This is a genomic window from Chryseobacterium paludis (assembly GCF_025403485.1).
Classification (GTDB): Bacteria; Bacteroidota; Bacteroidia; order Flavobacteriales; family Weeksellaceae; genus Chryseobacterium; species Chryseobacterium paludis.
The window spans coordinates 90,948-112,107 of sequence record NZ_CP099966.1; the positions used below are offsets into that span (position 1 = coordinate 90,948).

Annotated in this window: 17 protein-coding genes and 1 pseudogene; 6 read left to right on the plus strand and 12 right to left on the minus strand. The window is 35.3% G+C overall.

Going from position 1 to position 21,160, the window contains the following annotated elements; translation table 11 throughout:
- Positions 1-2 precede the first annotated feature (2 nt).
- Both NG806_RS00390 and NG806_RS00395 read left to right on the plus strand, forming a co-directional pair.
- Positions 3-980 carry a YihY/virulence factor BrkB family protein gene (locus tag NG806_RS00390; RefSeq protein ID WP_214833331.1) on the plus strand — a complete coding sequence of 326 codons (978 nt, stop codon included), beginning with the start codon at positions 3-5 and terminating at the stop codon, positions 978-980.
- Between the two features lie 134 nt (positions 981-1,114).
- Positions 1,115-1,261, plus strand: coding sequence for a bacteriocin-like protein (locus NG806_RS00395; RefSeq protein WP_214833329.1), 147 nt, complete (start codon positions 1,115-1,117; stop codon positions 1,259-1,261).
- Between the two features lie 42 nt (positions 1,262-1,303).
- Here NG806_RS00395 and nhaA read toward each other — a convergent pair whose 3' ends face one another.
- The 3 genes from nhaA to NG806_RS00410 form a co-directional block, all read right to left on the minus strand.
- Positions 1,304-2,491: a Na+/H+ antiporter NhaA gene (gene nhaA / locus NG806_RS00400; RefSeq protein WP_214833327.1), complete on the minus strand. Its 1,188-nt coding sequence runs from the start codon at positions 2,489-2,491 to the stop codon at positions 1,304-1,306.
- Positions 2,492-2,493: 2 nt separating this feature from the next.
- Positions 2,494-4,704 (minus strand): RelA/SpoT family protein, encoded by a 2,211-nt coding sequence (locus tag NG806_RS00405; protein ID WP_214833325.1) that lies wholly within the window; start codon positions 4,702-4,704, stop codon positions 2,494-2,496.
- A gap of 110 nt (positions 4,705-4,814) precedes the next feature.
- On the minus strand, positions 4,815-5,180 hold the full coding sequence (locus tag NG806_RS00410; protein ID WP_214833323.1) for a hypothetical protein: 366 nt from the start codon (positions 5,178-5,180) through the stop codon (positions 4,815-4,817).
- Positions 5,181-5,427: 247 nt separating this feature from the next.
- Here NG806_RS00410 and NG806_RS00415 point away from each other — a divergent pair, with 247 nt between their 5' ends.
- Positions 5,428-6,693 carry a T9SS type A sorting domain-containing protein gene (locus NG806_RS00415; protein WP_261511506.1) on the plus strand — a complete coding sequence of 422 codons (1,266 nt, stop codon included), beginning with the start codon at positions 5,428-5,430 and terminating at the stop codon, positions 6,691-6,693.
- A 59-nt stretch (positions 6,694-6,752) separates the two neighbouring features.
- Here the strand turns inward: NG806_RS00415 and acs are convergent.
- The 9 genes and pseudogenes from acs to NG806_RS00460 all read right to left on the minus strand — a co-directional run.
- Positions 6,753-8,669, minus strand: a pseudogene (gene acs / locus NG806_RS00420) (acetate--CoA ligase); the annotation flags it as partial.
- 43 nt (positions 8,670-8,712) lie between these two features.
- The gene (locus tag NG806_RS00425) at positions 8,713-10,611 is read right to left on the minus strand and encodes an AMP-binding protein (protein WP_261511507.1); all 1,899 of its coding nucleotides are present in this window, start codon (positions 10,609-10,611) and stop codon (positions 8,713-8,715) included.
- Positions 10,612-10,801: 190 nt separating this feature from the next.
- The gene (locus NG806_RS00430) at positions 10,802-11,167 is read right to left on the minus strand and encodes a response regulator transcription factor (RefSeq protein ID WP_214833314.1); all 366 of its coding nucleotides are present in this window, start codon (positions 11,165-11,167) and stop codon (positions 10,802-10,804) included.
- Positions 11,168-11,182: 15 nt separating this feature from the next.
- On the minus strand, positions 11,183-13,876 hold the full coding sequence (locus NG806_RS00435) for an ATP-binding protein (protein WP_214833517.1): 2,694 nt from the start codon (positions 13,874-13,876) through the stop codon (positions 11,183-11,185).
- Positions 13,869-14,063, minus strand: coding sequence for a hypothetical protein (locus NG806_RS00440; protein WP_214833312.1), 195 nt, complete (start codon positions 14,061-14,063; stop codon positions 13,869-13,871). Before NG806_RS00440 ends, NG806_RS00435 begins: the two co-directional genes overlap by 8 nt.
- Before the next feature lie 80 nt (positions 14,064-14,143).
- Complete coding sequence (locus NG806_RS00445) at positions 14,144-14,371, minus strand: DUF6814 family protein (protein WP_089025812.1); 228 nt, start codon at positions 14,369-14,371, stop codon at positions 14,144-14,146.
- A gap of 43 nt (positions 14,372-14,414) precedes the next feature.
- On the minus strand, positions 14,415-15,995 hold the full coding sequence (locus tag NG806_RS00450) for an MFS transporter (protein WP_261511508.1): 1,581 nt from the start codon (positions 15,993-15,995) through the stop codon (positions 14,415-14,417).
- Between the two features lie 59 nt (positions 15,996-16,054).
- On the minus strand, positions 16,055-17,434 hold the full coding sequence (locus NG806_RS00455) for a porin (protein WP_261511509.1): 1,380 nt from the start codon (positions 17,432-17,434) through the stop codon (positions 16,055-16,057).
- A gap of 216 nt (positions 17,435-17,650) precedes the next feature.
- Positions 17,651-18,067 (minus strand): IS1/IS1595 family N-terminal zinc-binding domain-containing protein, encoded by a 417-nt coding sequence (locus tag NG806_RS00460; RefSeq protein WP_214833306.1) that lies wholly within the window; start codon positions 18,065-18,067, stop codon positions 17,651-17,653.
- Positions 18,068-18,225: 158 nt separating this feature from the next.
- Here NG806_RS00460 and NG806_RS00465 point away from each other — a divergent pair, with 158 nt between their 5' ends.
- The 3 genes from NG806_RS00465 to argC are packed head-to-tail and all read left to right on the plus strand — an operon-like array spanning position 18,226 to position 21,045.
- Positions 18,226-18,915 carry a GNAT family N-acetyltransferase gene (locus NG806_RS00465; protein ID WP_214833304.1) on the plus strand — a complete coding sequence of 230 codons (690 nt, stop codon included), beginning with the start codon at positions 18,226-18,228 and terminating at the stop codon, positions 18,913-18,915.
- Entirely contained in the window at positions 18,887-20,083 is a 1,197-nt protein-coding gene (gene argG / locus NG806_RS00470) for an argininosuccinate synthase (RefSeq protein WP_214833302.1), read from the plus strand. Before NG806_RS00465 ends, argG begins: the two co-directional genes overlap by 29 nt.
- Positions 20,080-21,045, plus strand: coding sequence for an N-acetyl-gamma-glutamyl-phosphate reductase (argC, locus tag NG806_RS00475; protein WP_261511510.1), 966 nt, complete (start codon positions 20,080-20,082; stop codon positions 21,043-21,045). The genes argG and argC overlap by 4 nt, the downstream gene beginning before the upstream one ends.
- The last annotated feature ends 115 nt before the right edge of the window (positions 21,046-21,160 follow it).

The following is a 21,160-nucleotide window of genomic DNA, read 5'->3' on the forward strand; positions in this document are numbered from 1 at the left end:
TTATGGGTATAAAAGTTCCTAATTTTATCTTGAAAATTCAAGAATTCTTAGACGATATACATATTCCTGTACTGGGAATATCACTTTGGCAGATGTTTCAAATTTATATTTCAGGTATATTTAAAGATAAAATAGGAAGAAAGGCCGCAGCTATTTCATGGAGCTTTACAATAAGTCTGTTCCCGTTTCTCCTCTTTTTGTTATCTGTTTTACCTTATATGCCTCATTATGATAAACTGCATTTTTATATTTTTGAAGTTTTAATCCACAATGTTTTTCCATCAAATATGGAAACGGATGTGCGGGGATATATTGAAAAAAGTATTATTCCCAATATGAGGGGGATCAGTAATTTAACGATCGTTCTGGCATTGGTTTTTGCAACAAATGGAACTTTCTCGCTGATCAATGGATTTAATGAAAATTCAGATGAAAAACTCACTGATGTAAAAGAATTTATACTTTCTTTTTTTATTACAATTGGTTTTATAACCATCGTATTCTTAGCTCTTTTTGGAGTCTATTATGTAGAAGTCGTGCTTAAATTATTTACACCTACACATAACGTTTCATGGTTAGTGAAAAACCTATCCAAAATTATAGGATTTGTATCTTTTCCTCTTTTTTACTTTATTTTACTTGCTATGTTTTACTGGTTGGGAACTGTGAAAATCGCCAGATTCAGACAAGCGGTTCCAGGGGCTATTTTAACGACAGTTCTTTTTGTTCTTACTACCTATATTTTTGCTATTTATGTAAAAGATATTGCGAGATACAACGTTTTGTACGGCTCTATTGGAAGTATGATCCTTTTAATGGTTTGGGTAAATGTAAATGTCTATCTTCTTTTATTTGGCAATGAGCTTAATATGGCTATCAGAAAGCTTAGAATAGAAAAATTACTGTCAGATGAACTTCACAAAGATATGCTAACAGGCTATCCTACAAAGGATGAGAATAATAAAAAAGATTTTGATTAAATTCATAAGCATCTCATAATATTTAACGTTAATTATTCAAAAACTGTTGAATAATTTTTTTTGTTAATAGAATTGTATTAATTTAGTTATCAATAGGGAATCTGATATTCTCATATAAACTAAATCTATTTATTATGAAAAACATTAAAAAATTAACGAGAGATGAGCTGAAAATCGTAAAAGGAGGAATAGCTTGCAGAACAGACGATGGTGGTTGTCCAGGAACCAATACGTATTGTTGTAACGGACTTTGTAGACTGATAACTTATGTTTGTCCATAAAAACAAAAAGAGAGCCCAATAGCTCTCTTTTATATTTCAATATTATTCTTCATTATCTTCGTTAATGAATCTGTTTCTTTTAGAACTCATACTTAGTATGGTAACTCCTAAAACGGCAGATAAGAATGATGCGATTAGAATAGCAAATTTTGCCTCATCCTGAATCTCAATTTCATTTTTGAATGAAAGCAGAGCTATGAAAATAGACATCGTGAAACCAATTCCTGCCAGTAAGCCAACCCCCAGCATATGTGCCCATGAACTGTTATGTGGGAGTGAACTTAATTTAAGTTTGATAGCAATAAATGAGAATAAATTAATACCAATTAATTTTCCTATAACCAAACCACCTATAATTCCCAGTCCTAATGTACTTACCAGACCTTCAACCATTCCATTGTGAAATGTAATATTGGTATTGGTTAAAGCAAATATAGGCATGATAATAAAACTTACAGGGAGATGTAATGTATGCTCTAGTTTTTCTAAAGGAGATATTTTAACATTGGACGCATTCGTAGGAATTGATAATGCTAATAATACCCCGGCAATGGTAGCATGGATTCCGGAATGATGTAAAAAATACCATAAAAATAAACCGGGAACGATGTAGAAAACAAGTTTTGTAACCTTTAAAAAGTTTAAAAGAAAAAGCAGAGCGACAATTCCGAAGGATAAAATTAAATATATCCAATGGATCTGGTCTGTATAAAAAATGGCAATCACCAAAATAGCGCCCAGGTCATCAACAATAGCAAGGGCAGCAAGAAAGATCTTGATAGAGTTAGGGATCTTACTCCCCAGCATAGAAATAAGTGCTAAGGAAAATGCAATATCCGTTGCCATTGGAATTCCCCATCCGTTGCTGTATTCTGTACCTGAATTGAAAAGAGTATAAATTGTTGCCGGAACCAGCATTCCGCCTATAGCTGCAAAAATAGGGAGCGATGCATTTTTGAAAGATGAAAGCTCTCCCTCTACCAATTCTCTTTTTATTTCCAGACCGACCAAAAGAAAGAAAATAGCCATAAGGCCATCATTGATCCATATGTGGATTGGATATTTTAAATGAAAAAGATCGATGCCTGTCTCCTTATCCAATAAGTTTTGAAAACTGCCTGCTAATGTTGAATTGGCAATCAGTAAAGACACGACAACACAAAAAATAAGGATTATTCCTGACGATTGACTGTTATTGAAAAATTTTTTAAAATAAATTGATAAATTCATGTTTAAGATTGTAATCGTCTCACTCTCGAAACTCCGTTAATATTTTTAAGCTTTTTAAAGGTTTCCTCAAGTTGTCCCTTATTCTTTACTTCCAGGGTAATATTTCCCATAAAAACTCCATTATTGGATTCGATAGACATACTTTTCATATCCATTCCCATTGTTCCGCTGATGACAGCAGTAATATCATTGATCATTCCCATTCTGTCTAGACCTTCAATATCAATTTTCACTCTGTTTTTAAAGCTTTCTGCATTTACCCATTTGGCTGGAATAACCCGGTAATCATATTGGGCTCTAAGGTTAATCGCATTGGGGCAATTATCACTGTGTACTTTTATCCCATCTGAGATCGTAATGAATCCGAAAATTTTATCACCAGGAATTACAGTACAGCATTTTGCATATGTATAGTTTAGTTTTTCTTCATCTTTACCAAAGACGATCATATCAAGGTTTTGTTCCTTCGGCTCTTCGTAATGAACATTTTTCGGCGGCGATTTTCTAAATCTTGACAGCAAGTTATTGAAAACGTTTTTGCTCTCTATATATTTTCTTAAACTGCTAACATCTAATTCATTACTCTGGAATTTTAAAAATAACTCCTGAGATGTTTTTAAATTAAAAAACTTTTGAAGTTTGTTGATCTCCTCATCATTAAAATTGATCTTGGCATGACGAAGTTTTCTTTGTAAAATTTCTTTTCCTTCTTCTACCAATTGGTTCTTTTGCGAATTAAGATAACTTTTGATCTTAGATTTCGCTTTTGATGTTACTACAAATTCCAGCCAGTCGGATTTTGGTTTTTGATTTTGAGAAGATAAAATATCAACCTGATCACCATTTTGAAGAACATAAGAAATAGGAACCAGCTTACCATTGATTTTTGCCCCTAAACATTTCATTCCTAAATCGGAGTGTACAGAAAAGGCAAAATCCAGTGCTGTTGCATTTGTTGGTAGAATTTTAATTTCACCTTTTGGGGTAAATACAAAAACCTCTTTCGAATATAAATTAAGTTTAATATTATCTAAAAGTTCAGAAGTGGAGAGATTCTGTTGTTGTTCCAGTACATCCCGGATCTCTGTTACCCATCTTTCAAAATTTCTGTCATCTGTACTTTGTTTATAGCCTTCCTTATATTTGTAGTGGGCAGCCACACCTTTTTCTGCAATCTCATCCATTCTTTCAGAACGGATTTGTACCTCGATCCACTTTTTGTCCGGACCAAGGACCGTAAGGTGTAAACTTTCATACCCTGTAGAACGGGGCTGAGTAATCCAGTCACGCATTCTCGATGGATTACTGTGGTATACATCCGTTACAATAGAGTAGATCTTCCAGGCTAGAAATTTCTCATTTTTAGCATCAGATCTATAAATAATTCTGATGGCATAATTATCAAAGACCTCTTCGAAAGAAACACCTTGTTTAAGCATTTTTCGGTAAATAGAAGAGACTGCTTTTGCCCGACCCTTTATACTGAAATTCAATCCTTCCTCCTGTAATCTTTCCGAAACTTCTTTTTTGAATTCCTCAATGTATTTTTCACGATTTTCTTTAGCTAATTCTAATTTTTCCGTGATCTCATTGAAAACTTCTGGATTGTTGTACTTCAAAGAAAGATCCTCAAGCTCCGATTTGATGTTATATAACCCGAGACGATGTGCCAGTGGTGCATAAATATAAACGGTTTCTGAAGCAATTTTCTTTTGTTTATCAGGAGCCATACTCTCCAGGGTACGCATATTGTGAAGACGGTCTGCAATTTTGATCAGAATAACCCTGAAATCCTCAGATAACGTTAGTAAAAGCTTTCTGTAGTTTTCAGACTGCACAGAAATATTCTGATGATTCATAATGGATATCTTGGTTAATCCATTAACGATATTGGCTATTTTTTCGCCAAAAATCTTCTTTATATCTTCAAAAGTATAATCAGAATCCTCAATAACATCGTGTAGTAATGCACATGCAATAGAAGTGGCTCCCAAACCGATCTCTGTTGCTACAATTTTAGCCACAGCAATAGGATGGTAAATGTACGGTTCACCAGATTTTCTTCTTTGATCTTTATGTGCATCTAGTGCAATATCAAATGCCTTTCGGATGAGCTTGTTGTTTTCCTCATCAAGAGTCCTGTAGGTATTAGAAATCAGATCTTTATATCTTGCGAGTATCTCTTTATTCTCCTGTTCTAAGTCGTAACTCATTTGTGTAAATGCCTATATTTAAACGAAAATACGAAAATTTTCCCAGTTTTCAAATTACAAAAAATCCGCAGAAAGCTCTACGGATTTTCGGTTATTAGAATTTAGTTTTATTAGAATTTTACCTCGGAGTCAATGCCATGGCTTGAACCTTTGATCTTGACATCAGGGCTATTGTGGATTTCGGCTTTATTTCGAGCGTCAATGTATTTTTTTAAGTTATGGTAATCAGCCTGTTCGATACCCATATTTTCAAATAAATATGTTTTCAGAACAGAGTTTTGACTGAATATATTCCGTGCATTGTCGGTCTGATCAAGATCATTTACGGCGACACTTGCTAAATATTGAGAGCCGTGAGGATGGTCTTCGAGATATACAATGTAATCTGAGTTTCCAAAACCAGAGCTTTCCAGGTCTGTTTCAAGTTTTTTATAATCACTGTGAGATTGAAATAATCCGGCTAATATTTTTGTCATGATCGTGTGTTTTAAATTTCTACTTAAAGGTAATAATTAAATTTCAATTTTTTTGAATAAAATGTAATAAAATTAACTATATAGTAGTTTATCTATAATTTTATGTTAAAATGTTTGATGATCTCTATCAATCGAATGTTTGAATTTTTTGAGACATTAGCACTTGATCAGTTGCTGTATTAATTGTTTTCAGGACTATTGTGTACTTGTCTTAAAAAGCTCAAATTAGCGGTAAAAATAAATAACTATGAAGAGAATTTTACTTGCTTTTTCTTTGTTGTCTTCGTTCTTAGATGCGCAGCAATATAATTGGACCGCTTTTTCTAATCCACCGCCTGCTAGTGGGGTTGGAAGATATGATGACGTCTTTTTTCTTGATGAAAATGTAGGTTGGGCTGCACGTGGAGGAAGTGCTGCTGTTTTTAAAACGATCAATGCCGGTAGCACCTGGACTCAACAGGTTGTAAGTTCCACTCCAAATGAGTATTATCGAAATATTGAGTTTTTAAATGAAAATATTGGCTTTTTAGGAACTTTGAACAATAATTTCTATAAAACTACAGATGGAGGAAGTTCGTGGCAAAGAGTCAATAATATATCACCCTATCCTCAGGGGATCTGTGGTTTGGATTGTGTAGGAACTTCTACTGTTTATGGATGTGGAGCTTGGTTTTATCCAGCTTATATTATAAAATCAACGGATAGTGGGAATACGTGGCAATATATTGACATGTCTGCATATGCTACGGCCTTAGTAGAAATTACTTTTATCGATGAAAATATTGGTTTTGCAGCTGGAAGTGATGATGATGGAGCAGTAGTTCTTAAAACTACTAATGGAGGGGTAAGTTGGACGAAAATTTATAACAGTAATATTCCGTTTGAATACGTTTGGAAAATGCAGCTTCTGGATAATAATAAAATATTTTGTTCCATTGAAGCAGAGTCCCCGAATATTGGTAGATTGTTAAAATCATTGGATGGGGGACTTACCTGGGAAACCAAGGATTTTCCAGATACTTATGTGCAAGCTGTTGGTTTTACTTCTGCAACACACGGTTGGATGGGTGGACATAACACAGGCTTCTATGAAACTTTTGATGGAGGTACTACCTGGAACAACACGGGTGTAGGAGGATCTTTGAACAGGATTTTTTTTGTTAGTAACAGTCTCGCTTACGCAGCTGGAAAGAGTATTTATAAAATGACCACCGGAAATCTTGGAATACATGAAAGTACAGATGACCATTCGGAAGGAAAACTTCAGATTGATATTGCTCCAAATCCTGTTAAAGATAAACTGAATTTAAATATTCATTTTGAACACTCGGACCATGTTATTATTGGTTTATATGATGGGTCTGGAAAATTTATCACAAATATTCTGAAAGATAACATCAGTGAAAAAGGAATGAAAAAATATTCTTTGGATTTTAATTATCCTAAAGGAAATTACTTACTCAATGTGCATTCTAATCTCGGAAGACAAGCTATTAAAATTATAAAAGAGTAAATTGATAAAAGAAGGCGTAGAAATTTTCTACGCCTTTTTATTATACCTGTCTGTTTAGATTAATCTAGTCTTTCGTTTTTAATTTCCTCGACAATTTCAGGATTCAATAAAGTTGAGATATCTCCGAAGTTGCTAAAATCTCCTTCAGCAATTTTTCTAAGAATTCTACGCATAATTTTTCCTGAACGTGTTTTAGGAAGTCCTGAAACGAACTGGATCTTATCAAGTTTCGCAATAGGTCCGATCTGATCGGCAATAAGCTGATTGATTTCCTTTTTAAGGTTTTCTCTTTGACGGCCTTCTCCTGTTTCTTTTAAAACGACATAGCCGTATAAAGCATTCCCTTTGATATCATGGGGGTAGCCTACAATAGCAGATTCTGCGACTGCAGGATGCTGATTGATGCTGTCTTCAATAGGAGCAGTTCCTAAATTATGTCCGGAAACAATGATCACATCATCAACACGTCCTGTGATTCTGTAATATCCAACTTCATCTCTCAAAGCACCATCACCGGTAAAGTATTTCCCGGGAAAAGCGGTGAAATAAGTTTCCTTATATCTTTGATGATCACCCCAGATCGTTCTGGCAATACCAGGCCATGGAAAACGGATACAAAGATTTCCTGTAACCTGATTTCCGGTAATCTCATTACGCTTGTCATCCATTAAAACAGGTTGCACACCTGGAAGTGGCAGCGTAGCGTAGGTGGGTTTGGTAGGGGTTATAAACGGAAGCGGTGAAATCATAATTCCTCCTGTTTCTGTTTGCCACCAGGTATCTACAATAGGACATTTTTTTCTTCCTACATGATCGTTAAACCAATGCCAGGCTTCATCATTAATAGGTTCTCCAACAGATCCAATTACTTTCAGGGTACTTAAATCATGTTTATCCACCCATTCTGCACTTTCTTTTGCTAAAGAACGAATGGCAGTAGGTGCAGTATAAAATTGAGTGATTTTATGTTTTTCAATGACCTCCCAGAACCTGTCAGGCTCCGGATAAGTCGGAATACCTTCAAAAATAACGGTGGTCGCTCCATTCAGTAATGGACCATAAAGAATATAAGAATGTCCTGTGATCCAGCCAATATCTGCGGTACACCAGTAAATGTCATTTTCCTGATAATTGAAAATATTCTTAAAAGTATATGCGGTGTACACCATATATCCTGCACAGGTGTGAAGCATTCCTTTAGGCTTTCCTGTAGATCCGGAAGTATAAAGGATAAATAACGGATCTTCTGCATCCATAATTACAGTGACGAAATCGGCAGAAGCTGTTTCATAGAGTTCAGAAAGCCAATGGTCTCGGCCTTCTTTCATTTTGATTTCATTATCTGTCCTTTTTACCACCAATACATTTTCGATGGTTGGAGTCTTTTCAAGAGCTTCGTCTACGATGCTTTTTAGGTCTAAAACTTTATTTCCCCTGTAGCTTCCATCGGAAGTGATCACCAATTTTGCTCCACAATCATTTATTCTTGAAGCAACAGCATTAGCTGAAAAGCCTGCGAAAATAACAGAATGTACAGCTCCTAATTTTGCACACGCTAACATGGTAATTGCTAGTTCAGGGATCATCGGAAGATAGATACAGACACGATCTCCTTTCTCAATACCCATTTCCCTTAGGATATTAGCTGTTTTATTGACACGGGTATATAATTCGTTATAAGATATGTGCTGTGCTTTTTCTTTTGGATCGTTAGGTTCCCAGATGATCGCAGTTTTATCTCCTCTTTCGTTCAAGTGCCTGTCGATACAGTTTTTTGTAATATTTAATTTAGCATTCTTAAACCAAGTGATCTTTGCCTCATTCATATCATACTTAACCACTTTGCTCCATCTTTGGTACCAGACAAAATTTTGATCAGCTATTTTATCCCAGAATTTTTTAGGATTTTTAATAGACTTTTTATATTCCTCAAAATAATGTGGTAAATCTTCTATTAAGTAATTTCTCATATCCCTTTTGTTTTTGAAATTTGAATTTTATTGATATTTAAATTTATGTTTAATTTGTGAATTTAGTCCTGTAATCCACGATTTTTTCTTGTATTTCTTCTATGATCTGATCGTCATCTATAGTAGATGGTACCTGAAATTCTTTACCATCTAAAAGTGTTCTGATGAGTTTCCGTAAAATTTTTCCTGAACGGGTTTTAGGTAAGCGTTTCACAACCATAGCATTCTTTAAAAAAGCGACAGCTCCTATTTTCTCACGAACCATTTTAATAATTTCTTTTTCTAAATCTTCCTCGGAGATTGTAGACCCATTTTTTAAAACAACAGTAGCAAAAGGTACCTGTCCCTTTAATTCATTATCAATTCCTACCACAGCACATTCTGCAACCTGTGGATGTGAAGAAAGAATTTCTTCCATTTCTGAGGTAGAAAGCCTGTGTCCTGCGACATTGATTACATCATCCACTCTTCCTGTGATAAAGAAGTATCCATCTTCATCCTGTATAGCACCATCTCCTGAAAAATAATAACCTTTATATTGAGATAAATAACTACTTTGAAAGCGTTCATAATCTTTCCAGATTCCTAAAAGAGCACCTGGAGGAAGAGGAAGTTTGATAACCAGATAACCTTCCTGGTGTGGATCAAGTTCAAAACCATTTTCGTCAAAGATTTTAATATCATATCCGGGGATCGGTTTTCCGGCTGAAGCTCTTTTAATCTTATAATGATCATCAAAAGTCAGTAATCCAAGCATTGGCCAACCTGATTCTGTTTGCCACCAATGATCGATGGCGGGAACTCCAATATGCTCATTGAACCAATCTAAGGTAGCAACATCGCAGCGTTCACCAGCAAGAAACTGTTTTTTGAGATTTGAGAGGTCGTATTTTTTAACCAATTCACCATTAGGATCTTCTTTTTTTATGGCTCTGATAGCAGTTGGGGCAGTAAACATTGCAGAAACTTTATATTCTGAGATGATCCGCCAGAAAGTTCCTGCATCTGGAGTCATAATAGGTTTCCCTTCAAAAACAATGGTGGTATTACGGTTCAGTAAAGGTCCATAAACAGAGAAGCTGTGTCCTACAGCCCATCCAAAATCAGATGCAGCCCAATAAGTTTCTCCAGGTTCGATTCCATAAATATATTTCATGGAAAATTTCAAAGCGGTAGCATAGCCTCCCGTGTCACGGACAATTCCTTTAGGCTTTCCTGTAGTTCCTGAGGTGTATAATAAATAGAGTGGGTGTGTAGATGCTACAGGAACGCAGGCTACAGAAGAAGATTGCTGAATAAGTCCCTCATAATCTATTAATCCATCAAACATTTCGTCCTGGTTATCGATTAGTTTCCGGTTGTAAACGATGATGTGATCTACTTTATCCTGGGCTAATTCAATTGCTTTTTCTACCAATGGTAAATAAGGGATTCTTTTAGCAATCTCAACTCCTGCAGTAGCTGTGATCAAAGCTTTTGGTTTGCAATCATCTATTCTTACCGCAAGTTCGTGAGGCGCAAAACCACCGAAAACAACATTGTGGATGACTCCGATTCTTGCACATGCTAACATGGCAAAAAGGGTTTGCGGAATCATCGGCATGTAAATTACCGCTGTATCTCCTTTTTCTAATCCCAGAGAAACCAAACCACCTGCAAATTTTGAAATCTCTTCTTGTGCCTGGTTAAAAGTGTATGTTATCTTCTGATCAGTAACCGGAGAATCATAAATAATGGCAATTTGATCACCATAGCCATCTTCAACGTGCTTATCTATGCATAAATAACAAATATTAAGTTTTCCATCGGAATACCATTCAGTGTAATTGTTTTCATTTTGTGAAAGAATCTGACCAGGAAACTCAAACCAACTGATTTCCTGAGCTTGTTCTTTCCAGAAATTTTCTTTGTCTTCTATACTTCTTTTAAATAAATCGTCTGCATTCATATCAATAATTGTGTTTCGTATTTTGCTGGTTCTGTCACTGCAGGCAACGGGGAGCTGTCTTTTAGGAGATTCTGGTTAACTATATTTTAAGTTTAGATTCCTTATTCCCCTTGCTGCATTCTGAATGACAGGATGTATGTTTTGATTATGTAAAATAATAATGCTTCATTTTCAACTTTTATCCTGACTCTTATACCTCAAACAATTCCTCTATCTGCTGCATCAGCTTCTTGATTGAATATGGTTTGGTAACATATGCGTCAGCACCCATTTTCAGTCCTCTTTCAATATCTTTTGGATTGTTTTTGGCACTCAGGAAGATTACTTTTGTGTTTTTTAGCCTTTCCTGTTCTTTGATTATTTCAAGTGTACTGTATCCATCGAGATTAGGCATCATGATATCTAGTAAAATAACATCAGGAACCATGTCTTTTAAAAATTCTAATACTTCCGTTCCATCCCTGGCAATGAAAACATCATAACCGTTTTTCTTAAAACTGTACTCCAGGGACATTAATATTTTGTGCTCATCGTCTGCTATGATTATCTTTTTCATAATGTGTTTGTATGGTTATTCAACTTCATTTTGATTTTCTTTTATATCTTCAGGAAAGCTTATCGTAAAGGTGACACCCAAGCCATTATTTTCAGCAAGTATTGAGCCTTGATGGGCTTCAACGATTTGTTTTGAGATGGCAAGTCCAAGTCCGCTTCCTGTAGGTTTTAAAATATTCTGATTTTTAGATTGATAAAATTTGTTGAAAATCATTTCCAGATCTTCTTCCGGGATCTTTTTTCCGGTATTAAAAATGGTTATGACCAAATGATCTTCTTTTTTAGAAAACTTCGTTTGTATCGTTCCCTGATCATCTGCAAATTTTAAAGCATTTCCAAGGATATTTTGAAATAACTGAATGAATCTGGCTTCATCATATTCAAACAAATGGTCGCTGAGAAGGTCAACTTCACTGATGTGGATATCTTTCTGTTGTATCAAATGAAGTAGTGGATTGAGTGCTTTTTTATAGGTGTCAAGGATGTTATTCTGTTTAATATTTAAAGCAATTTCACCATGTTCTAATTTATCAAGATAGAGGATGTCGTTGATGATCTCACTTAACCGGTCAGATTCTGTAATGATATTGTTTAAAAATTCCCTTTTAATATCTAAAGGAATATCGTCATCATCAGCCAGGATTTCCCCGGCGGAACGAATTGCTGTAATGGGTGTTCTCAGCTCATGCGCAACAGAATCCAGGAAGTCATCCTTTTGGCGATCTTTAATAATTAAACTTTCGTTAGCTACAGTTAACTCCTCTGAAAGTTGCTTTAATTCCTCAGATTTTTCTGTTAGCTTTTTGTTTAAAGTAATATTCTCTTTAGATTCTTCCAGTATATCTAAAACTTCTTTTAAAGATATTTTATCCTCCTTTGTGACACCTTCAATTAGGATTTTAGCAGAGGCGGTTCCTATTCTTCCCGCTAAAAGGTTTTCAGAAAATTTAATAAATCTCGAATCTGCAGTTTCAGTTTGGGAATCAATATTGTATTTTAAATTAAATATTCTCAATGCCTGTTCTGTTTTCTTTTTACCTAAAAATCGTTCCAGAATATTTTTGATATCTGAAACATAAGCAGTACCGCGCCAGATGAAAGCATTCTCATGGTTTTGAATATATTTATCAACATCCACATAAAGTTCAGCGAAATTTCTTTCCCTGTAGTTTCCTTTAACGCTAACAGAAATAATAGTAAATAATCCCGTATTAATTAAAATAGACCAGAAGAAAATTTCCGGAATCCTGCTTAAATAAGGAATGCTAAAGACATCAAAAATGTTATAAATATCTCTCAAAACTCCTTTGAGCTCTTGATTGTAAGAGAAATAATATTGAGGAATAATTAGGCCGAAGTAACAAATTACCAATCCGGCAAGAAGTCCTGCAACAGCACCCTTATAAGTTCCTCTACGCCAAAATAAAGCGCCAAAAAATGCAGGTGCCAGCTGACCAATTACTACAAATGAGATTAGTCCTACAGAATCTAATGAGGTTTTAAGGATGAAATACTTGTAGAAGGCGAAAGCCATAATAATTAAAGCAAAAATGCTTATTTTCCTAATATTGGTAATGTTTCGGGTGTTCTGAGTCTCATTCTCAGATTTAAATTTCCCAAGCAGTCCATAGGGAATGATGAGGTTGTTGGAAAGCATGATCGATAAAGTAATAGCCGATATGATGATCATAGAGATACATGAACTTAAGCCACCAAGAAAAACCAAAACGGTAATTAATGTATTGTCAAAATATTGTGGAATTAATATAGAGTAAAACTCGGGATTTACATTTTGTCCATCAAAAATAATCCTTCCACCCCAGGCAATAGGAAAAATAAAAATGGTAAAAATTAAAAGATAAAGCGGAAAAAACCAGATCGCTGTTTTTATATGTTTTTCCTGTCTGTTTTCTACAATAGCTGTATGGAACTGTCTGGGAAGAATACAGATCGCCGTTCCCGAGATCATGCACAAGATCATCCAGTTCATGGCTCCTTCAATTCCATTAAAAGTATTTTTCTGTTTAAAGTCCTCAAATTTGCTCGCTTTTTCATAAATATCTGAAAAACCGTCAAAGGCAAAATAGATAACAAATAATCCGAGAATGATAATGAAAAATAATTTTAAAAAACTTTCTAAGGCAATAGCAGAGATGATTCCAAGACGTTTTTCTGAAGCGTCTACATACCGGGTTCCATAATATGATGAAAACAAAGCAATTAAAACAACAACAAATGTCGCGTTGTCCGTAAGTATATTTTGAGATGTCGGAGTCTTTGTTACCAGGTGAAAAGTTTCAGAGATCGCTTTGATCTGTAATCCGATATACGGAATAATGGCTAGAAGGCAAACAATAGTAATAATAGCGCTAAAGTTTCTGCTGTTACCATATCTCAAAGAGATGAAATCTGCCAGGCTGCTTATTTTATTGATCCTGGAAATCCGCACAATTCTGGTATTAATGAAGATCCATGCGGGAATAACAATGATAGGACCAACATAAATAGGTAAATAATTTAATCCACTTGTTGCCGCAACGCCTATACTTCCATAATAAGTCCATGCTGTACAGTAAACGGCTAATGATAATGCGTAGATATAGGGATTGTTGATCCAGAGCTTACTTTTTTTCTTTTCTGCCAAATAGGCAACCAGGAATAGAAGAGCCAGATAAAGGAGAACAACAGCAAATAGGGCAAAACTACTCATCATACTTTTTTACAATTATAAAAGATATGATGATAGAAAGCATCCAGACAGCGAATATATAGATCAGAATTATTGGATAACCAAAAGTATCTTTTTCACTGTTAAATAACAATGAAATGGGAATACTGAAAGCGATCATTAATCCAATGCTTAAGATGATCAGTTTTTGTTCGTGTCTCTTCTTCATAAATGATGATTGATAAAAGATAATTGATGAACAGATTCTTTAATATAGATCATTCATCAATTATCATATATCATTTATAATTAAATTTTGTCGTCAGAATATTCTCCTGTTAGAGCATAATAACCAAAAATGGCTAGTCCACCTGAAATAATTGGCATCAATACAAAAAGGATAATAATGCCAAATACCAGATCCTCCTGCTTTCCTGAGGTTATTTTTGGAATACCTAATACGGTTATCCCAAAATAGCCCACAACCAAAGCAATTAAAATCCATAGAATGCCTAATATTTTTTTTAGTCCGTTCATTTTAGTAGTTTTAAAATTAATAAAAATTTAAGTGATTCCGTTCCTAATCGTGAATATTATTGTTTTTCCTTTTAAGATAAAATAATCCGATCAACAAACAGACGCCTGCAACTCCTATAGGATACCAAAGCCCCTGAAGATACCAGGTAGGATGGCCGGCATCTTTTCCTGCTGTTACCAGATAAGTAGCCACTGCCGGAAGAAGTCCTCCAAATACCCCATTACCAATATGGTAAGGTAATGACATTGAGGTGTAGCGGATTCGTACCGGGAACATTTCTACAAGGAATGCTGCTATGGGTCCATAAACCATGGTTACAAATATCACCTGAATAAAAACCATAAAGACCAGATACCATTTCGTGTCGTCATTAAGTTTCAACGATTGAGAAACTTTTGGTTCTTCCGTTTTACCGTCTTTTATTACCGGACCACTTGCTGACCAATGAACGATGCTGTCTTTTTTAATTAAAGTACCATCTGTAAACAGCGTTTCCTTATGGAAGGTGACCAGGCTGTCGCTTGCGATATCTTTATGGATTTTAGCAGTTCTCTTTTCTGTAATTCCGTTTGTGGCAATGGTTTTACTTTCTATATTAACACTTTTATACATGCTGTCATAAATAGGACGGTAGGCTAAAATAGCAACCAGCATTCCGGTCATCATAATGGCTTTTCGACCAACCTTATCAGAAAACCACCCAAAGAATACAAAGAATGGAGTTCCTAAAAGTAAGGCCGTAGCCATTAGTGAATCTACCTGTGCAGATTCAACATTCATTACCTTTTGCAGGAAGCTCATTGCATAAAACTGTCCCGTATACCAGATGACTCCTTGTCCCATCGCAGCTCCGAATAAGGCCAGTAAAACAAATTTGAAATTGTATTTATTTCCAAAACTTTCTTTTAAAGGATTTTTAGAGGTTTTACCTTCACTTTTAGCTTTTGCAAAAAGAGGAGATTCTTTCATGTTTTTTCTGATGACATAAGAAACGCCAACCATTAGAATAGAGATCCAGAATGGAACTCTCCAACCCCAGCCATCAAATTCTTCTGCTGAAAGGGTATTTTTAGTGATTAGAATAACAATCAATGAAATAAATAACCCTGCCGTTGCGGTAGTCTGGATCCATGAGGTCCAATATCCTCTTCGATGTGGTTGTGCATATTCAGCAACATAAGTGGCAGCACCCCCGTATTCGCCTCCTAATGCTAATCCCTGTAATAATCTTAAAATTAAAACCAGAACAGGAGCCATGAATCCAATGGTTTCATAACTTGGAATACATCCGATTAAGAAAGTGGAAAACCCCATGATTAATAGTGTGACAAGAAAAGTATATTTCCTTCCGATAATATCTCCCAATCTTCCAAAGAATAAAGCTCCAAATGGTCTCACTACAAATCCCGCTGCGAAAGTCGCTAAAGTAGATAAAAATGCAGCTGTAGGATTGTCTGATGGAAAGAATTTGGTAGCCAATACAACGGCTAAACTTCCGAAAATATAGAAATCATACCATTCTATCAATGTTCCGAGAGATGATGCAGTAATAACACTCCAGATGGTTCTGTTTTTCTGCTTTTCAGTCATATTCTCGTAATTTTCATGATGAGTATCGCTCATATCACTTGATTTTTGATGTTAATTAAATTTTTTTTAAAAAGTATATTCGATCATCCTTTTTATAGATAAATCTGAAACTGCACAATAAATTCTCCTTTTGATTTTGGTTTTTCAGTAGGATTATAGTAAACAGGTCTCGTTGAATACTGTGTGGTAATCTTTGCGTGATGACCATCGATGAACCAATTGGCTCCGACATCAAATTGAGAAGAGGATTTATCAAAAGCTTCAAAATTCTTATGGGTGTAGGCTGCGAAAGGTTGAATTCTGATCTTCGGTTTTTCTGCCTGACTTGGTAATAGTAAACCGGCCTGTGCGTAGATAATATTACCTGTTCCGATCGTAGGCTGTAAATTTCCGGGACCGGCAATTGATTTTTGTCCAACAAAATTTGGATCGGTAGCAGCAATATTCATGGTACCTAGATTTCGTACATAATTAGGACCGAACTGATAATTATAATATCCGGCATAAGCTGAAACAGCCATTTTATTTTTAGCATTTCCTAATGGAATATCTGCAAAAGCATCAACAGCTAAAAGGGTAATATCATGTTTTTCAATATTGGAATTCACTGAAGTTCTTGTACCGTCTGCCTGGTGGTAAAAACCTGCGCCAACATTGAATACTCTTTTAGTTCCGAGATAAGATCCAACTTTGAAAGGAAGCGTGTTAGATTCCTCATCTAGAAACTGATATTCTAAATATCCTGCTTTCGAGAAACTAGGGTTTCCGTTATTGTCTACGGCAACAGCTCTTGAAGGATCCGTAACATTTACAGGAACCAGATCAGTAGCGAAGGGCTTATTTAAGCTTAACCGGTATTCAAGTTTTCCATATTTTCCTTTAGCAAACATTCCCAGCTGTCTTGCAAACTGATCGGAACTATCAATTAAAGGCCATGAAAAAACAGGAGAATCAAGGGTAAGGAAATTGAGGGTTGAGGCCATTGTCATTCTGGATAATCCCATGTAGTAATGGAGACCGGCTCCTAAGGTTAGGCTGAATTTACCTGCTTCTCCAGGCATAATTACGGCATATTCGTTCCATGCATCATGGAAAAAAAGCTGTGGCTTTTTCCCATTTCCGTAACCACCTGTTCCTGTTGTTCCTGTTGCTCCGCCATTAATAAAGGTTTGATTGTTAATTCCGAAATGAAGCAAGATCATATATCTTTTGGTGACCTGTGCATAGGCTAAGGCCCGAAGTCTTCGGTTTCCTACGCTCCAGGTATTGTCTGTGGGTTCGCCTCCAACCATACTTCCGGGATTCATTTGGGAATTTCTTAGCCAGAACTGGTCCCATAAAATGAATCTGACAAATTTATCTCCCTCTGGATTTAGATTTATTTTTAACCCATTTCCATAATCTGGTGATCCTTGGGAGTATAGAGAATTACTGATTAGAGCTAATCCAATAAAAGTGAGTATTTTCTTCATAAATTATCAATTTTTTGGCTTTAATTTTGTGAAAGCCAAATTGTAATTAATAATTTAGTTATAAAAATTTAATATATATTATTGGTAAGTATATAGTTATTACCTGTATCGCAGGTTACTTGTTGAGAGTTAAAAGTTTCGCGATCTAGGATTCGAGTTAGGTGGTGGCTTGTTTAAAACAGTTTTCGCAAATAAGTAATTTTACAATTTTAGTCTTTATTTTTTAAATCGTTCCCATTTGATCAACATGTATTTATCTGCAAATTGGGTAATAATTAATCCGGAGTTTTTAATATTCTCTTCATTGGACATATATTCAATAAGTTCATTTTGTTTTAAAATTTTATATACGGGATGGAACTCAGAATGAGGCGGTCTGGTGATGTTGTACTTTTTGATCCACGAGCTGATCGTGACATGAGAAACCCCGATAATTCTTTCTATTTCACGAAAACTTAGCCCCTCAAGGTATAGTTGGAGAGCTTTGGTTACGTAATAATCATCAATTTGTTTTCCTATTTTTTTTACAGTAAAATAATACTTACAGTCTTTGCAATGGAATCTTTGTTTCTCATTAATAACCCCGCTTTTTACGAAATTAGTGCTATTGCATTTGGGACATTTATTTTCCATATATAGTATTTTAGCAAATATATAATAATTTAGCAAAATTATATATTTCAAATAAGATATATTATCTTGTAAAATTGATTTAAACAAAAATAATATCTTTTTAATTTGGTTTTTAAAGTTATTATGCTTTAAATTTGCCAAAAAATTCAGATAAATAAATGGAAATAGAAATTTCCTCATGCGAGCATTTAATGTATGTGAGTGAAATACAGCAGGAAATGTATGATTCTGCACAACGGAGAGGGACGGGGATCGCAAAACGTTCCATAGAATATTTAAGTAAAAAGATTTCAGAAGGTAATGCCGTGGTTGCTACTGAAAATGGAGAATGGGTGGGATTCTGTTATATAGAAACCTGGTCACATGGTCAGTTTGTGGCAAATTCAGGACTTATTGTATCTCCAAAATATAGGAACGGAGGTGTTGCCACTTTGATAAAGAATAAGGTTTTTCAATTATCAAGAGACAAATATCCGACCGCTAAAGTATTTGGATTAACGACAGGGCTTGCGGTGATGAAAATCAATAGTGACTTAGGATATAAACCGGTTATTTATTCTGAATTGACGCAGGATGAAGAGTTTTGGAATGGGTGTAAGAACTGTGTGAATTATGAAATTTTAATGAAGAAGGAACGTAAGAACTGTTTATGTACAGCGATGCTTTTCGTTCCGCAAAATAATGTAATTAACGGGGTTGGAAATGAACATCCCCAAAAAGAATATAACAAGGAAATGATTCAGGAAAGTTTTTTGTCCTCAGAACAAATCACGGCTGATGAATTAGATCTTGTAAATAACAATACGAAAAAGAAGACAGATGAAAAAGAAAGTAATCTTAGCGTTTAGTGGTGGTTTAGATACCTCTTACTGTGCTAAATATCTTAGTGAAACACTTGGATATGAGGTGTATGCAGTAACTGTAAATACAGGGGGCTTTTCTAAAGAAGAAGAAAAGGAACTGGAAAAGAAAGCCCTGAATCTTGGGGTGAAAAACTACAGGTGTATTGACGCTCAGGAAGATTACTACAATTCTTGTGTAAAGTATCTGATCTTCGGGAATGTATTGAAAAATAATACCTATCCGCTTTCCGTAAGTGCTGAACGCACCATTCAGGCTCAGGAGATTGCAAAATGTGCTTTGGAAATTGGGGCTGATGCTATTGCTCATGGAAGTACAGGAGCAGGCAATGATCAGGTGCGTTTTGATTTGATCTTTCAGGTGATGGCTCCAAATGTGGAAATCATTACGCCGATTCGTGATATGGCATTGTCAAGAGAAGAAGAAATTGAATTCCTGAAAAGTCATGGTTATAATATGGAATTTCATAAAGCTCAATATTCGGTTAATAAGGGACTTTGGGGAACTTCTGTAGGTGGAAAAGAAACATTGACTTCAAGAAATTATCTGCCTGAAGAAGCCTTTCCTTCACAAATTAAAGAGAGCCAACCTTCTGAACTGGAAATAGAATTTAAGAATGGAGAAGTTGTAGCAGTGAATGGCGAATACTTTAGCCATTCTGTCTATGCGATTCAGAAGATTGAAGAACTGGCTTCCGCTTACGGTATTGGTCGTGATATTCATGTAGGAGATACGATCGTTGGAATTAAAGGACGAGTAGGATTTGAAGCTGCTGCTGCATCAGTCATTATCAAAGCGCATCATTTATTAGAGAAGCATACTTTATCTAAATATCAGCAAATGATGAAATCGCAGTTGTCCGATTGGTATGGCAACTGGCTTCATGAAGCATTGTTTCTAGATCCGGTAATGAGAAATATAGAATCTTTCTTATCTGACTCTCAGGGAATGGTAACAGGGAAAGTTTTTGTAACACTTTATCTATACCGATTTGTTCTGAACGGAATCGAATCTGAACATGATCTGATGTCTGATAAATTTGGAAGCTATGGAGAAGCTAATCGAGCATGGAGTGGTGAAGATGTGAAAGGTTATACTAAAATCGTGAGCAATTCCCTAAATATTTATCATCAGATTAACGGAGTGAAAGCATGATAAAGACGGTAGGAATTGTTGGGGCTAACGGATATACTGGTAGTGAATTGATTCGTTTATTAGCTTTTCATCCTAATATTAAATTGAGTTTTTTATATAGTCGTTCTAATTCGGGTACTAAGATTTCAGATCTGTATCCGGATTTAACGACGGTTTGTGATATGGTTTTAGCAAATAAGCCTTCACAAGTTGATATTCTTTTTCTTTGCTTACCACATAAGGAAAGTCAGAATTGGTTAAGTCAAAATGTTGTTAGTGATGATACACTGGTTGTTGATCTGGGAAATGATTTCCGTTTAGATGGGAAATTTGCAGATAGAAATTTTATCTATGGATTACCGGAAATCAATAAAAAAAATCTTTTAGGAGTTAAAAGTATTGCGAATCCTGGTTGTTTTGCGACAGCAATTCAGTTGGCTTTATTGCCATTAGCTGAAAAAGGATTGCTCAATGAAATATTTACTACCGGAATTACAGGTTCTACAGGTGCTGGGCAGTCTTTACAGTCAACAACGCATTTTACCTGGCGCAACGATAATATTTCTGCTTATAAAACATTGACACATCAGCATGTGGATGAAGTTTTACAGCAATTGAATTCTTTTAATGATAAAGAGGTTAGCTTAAATTTTGTTCCATGGCGTGGAGATTTTACGAGAGGGATTTTTACCAGCTCAACGGTTAAATCAGATTTGAAGCTTTCAGATTTGGAGCAATTATATAGGGAATTTTATGAAGAAGCAGTTTTTGTAAAGGTTAATGAGAGGGCAATTGATTTAAAACAGGTTGTCAATACGAATCGCTGTGTGATTCATATAGAAAAGAATGAAAATGTGGTCGTTATTCATTCAGCGATCGACAATTTATTAAAAGGAGCTTCCGGACAGGCGGTTCAAAATATGAATCTTGCAATGGGCTGGGAAGAGAGGACAGGATTGAACTTAAAGCCAATAGGTTTTTAAAAATAATGAAGAGGTAGCAGATAGCAGATAATAAACAAGATCGTTAATCAAATCAATCTCAATCTCGGATGCTGGAATTCGTAAACCAAACTTTAAACTTTCAATTATCAACTTT

Coding starts and splice junctions, on each gene's coding strand:
- NG806_RS00390 (WP_214833331.1), top strand. CDS start 3: ATGGGTATAAAAGTTCCTAATTTTATCTTGAAAATTCAAGAATTCTTA.
- NG806_RS00405 (WP_214833325.1), bottom strand. CDS start 4,704: ATGAGTTACGACTTAGAACAGGAGAATAAAGAGATACTCGCAAGATAT.
- NG806_RS00435 (WP_214833517.1), bottom strand. CDS start 13,876: ATGAGTAGTTTTGCCCTATTTGCTGTTGTTCTCCTTTATCTGGCTCTT.
- NG806_RS00425 (WP_261511507.1), bottom strand. CDS start 10,611: ATGAATGCAGACGATTTATTTAAAAGAAGTATAGAAGACAAAGAAAAT.
- NG806_RS00465 (WP_214833304.1), top strand. CDS start 18,226: ATGGAAATAGAAATTTCCTCATGCGAGCATTTAATGTATGTGAGTGAA.
- argG (WP_214833302.1), top strand. CDS start 18,887: ATGAAAAAGAAAGTAATCTTAGCGTTTAGTGGTGGTTTAGATACCTCT.
- NG806_RS00455 (WP_261511509.1), bottom strand. CDS start 17,434: ATGAAGAAAATACTCACTTTTATTGGATTAGCTCTAATCAGTAATTCT.
- NG806_RS00415 (WP_261511506.1), top strand. CDS start 5,428: ATGAAGAGAATTTTACTTGCTTTTTCTTTGTTGTCTTCGTTCTTAGAT.
- NG806_RS00445 (WP_089025812.1), bottom strand. CDS start 14,371: ATGAACGGACTAAAAAAAATATTAGGCATTCTATGGATTTTAATTGCT.
- argC (WP_261511510.1), top strand. CDS start 20,080: ATGATAAAGACGGTAGGAATTGTTGGGGCTAACGGATATACTGGTAGT.
- NG806_RS00460 (WP_214833306.1), bottom strand. CDS start 18,067: ATGGAAAATAAATGTCCCAAATGCAATAGCACTAATTTCGTAAAAAGC.
- NG806_RS00450 (WP_261511508.1), bottom strand. CDS start 15,995: ATGAGCGATACTCATCATGAAAATTACGAGAATATGACTGAAAAGCAG.
- NG806_RS00440 (WP_214833312.1), bottom strand. CDS start 14,063: ATGAAGAAGAGACACGAACAAAAACTGATCATCTTAAGCATTGGATTA.
- NG806_RS00430 (WP_214833314.1), bottom strand. CDS start 11,167: ATGAAAAAGATAATCATAGCAGACGATGAGCACAAAATATTAATGTCC.
- NG806_RS00410 (WP_214833323.1), bottom strand. CDS start 5,180: ATGACAAAAATATTAGCCGGATTATTTCAATCTCACAGTGATTATAAA.
- nhaA (WP_214833327.1), bottom strand. CDS start 2,491: ATGAATTTATCAATTTATTTTAAAAAATTTTTCAATAACAGTCAATCG.
- NG806_RS00395 (WP_214833329.1), top strand. CDS start 1,115: ATGAAAAACATTAAAAAATTAACGAGAGATGAGCTGAAAATCGTAAAA.